Origin of the sequence: Romboutsia sp. 13368 (assembly GCF_018336475.1) — a bacterium.
Classification (GTDB): Bacteria; Bacillota; Clostridia; order Peptostreptococcales; family Peptostreptococcaceae; genus Romboutsia.
The window spans coordinates 1489609-1490567 of sequence record NZ_CP048741.1 but is presented as its reverse complement, the minus strand read 5'-3'; the positions used below and the strand labels follow the sequence as shown (position 1 = coordinate 1490567).

The following is a 959-nucleotide window of genomic DNA, read 5'->3' as shown; positions in this document are numbered from 1 at the left end:
GATATTATGGCTATATTTAGAAAATTACACACCGCATTTTGGCAAGATGGAAAGGTTATAGAAGAATTAACTCCAGAGGACAAGTTCTTTTTTATATACTTATTAACTAATCCTGCAACAACTCAAATTGGAATATATCAAATAACTAAAAAGCAAATGTGCTTTGAACTTGGATACTCTATAGAAAGTATAAATGCTTTAATGGATAGATTTGAAAATCATCATAAGCTTATAAAGTACAATCCATATACTCGTGAAATTGGTATAAAAAACTGGGGAAAATATAATTTAGATAGAAGTGGTAAACCTATGTTAGATTGTGTTAAAAAAGAATTAGATGAAGTTTCAGATATATCTCTTATTGAATATGTTAGTAAAGGTATTAAAAAGAAAGAGATAAAAGATATATTTAAAAGCTATATAAATAAGGATAAAGCTGATAATATAGATGATTTATATAAAAGTAATAAACTAAATAACGATACGTACCACGATACGTACCACGATANNGACAAGAAGAAGAAAAAGAAGAAGAAAAAGATAAAGAAGAATATAAAGAAAAAGACATAGATAAAGAAAAAGATATAAAAAACTCTAATGTAGGTAAGTATGCAAAACTATATGAACAAAATATTGGACTTATAAATGGAGTAGCTTATGAGTGGATAAACCATATAAGCGAAGAAATAGATATTGAACTATTTAAAAAAGCCATAGAAATAGCAACAGATAGAGGAAAATGCAATAAAGGCTATATTGGTGGAATTATAAGACAATGGTTAAATAACAATATAAAAACTTATGATGCTTTAAAAGCATATGAATTAAATGTAGGGGGACAATCAAATGATAGAAAATCTAAATATGCCAGAGAATATGAAATTGAGGATGAGCCAATTTATCAAAAACCTACACAAGAACAACTTCAAAGGRCAAGAGAACTATCTAAAGAGTAATAA

General features: G+C 26.9%; 1 protein-coding gene. It reads left to right on the top strand.

Annotated elements, in window-relative coordinates; all coding sequences use genetic code 11:
• The first annotated feature begins 566 nt into the window (after positions 1 to 566).
• Complete coding sequence (locus G3997_RS11930) at positions 567 to 956, top strand: DnaD domain protein (protein ID WP_442971266.1); 390 nt, start codon at positions 567 to 569, stop codon at positions 954 to 956.
• The last annotated feature ends 3 nt before the right edge of the window (positions 957 to 959 follow it).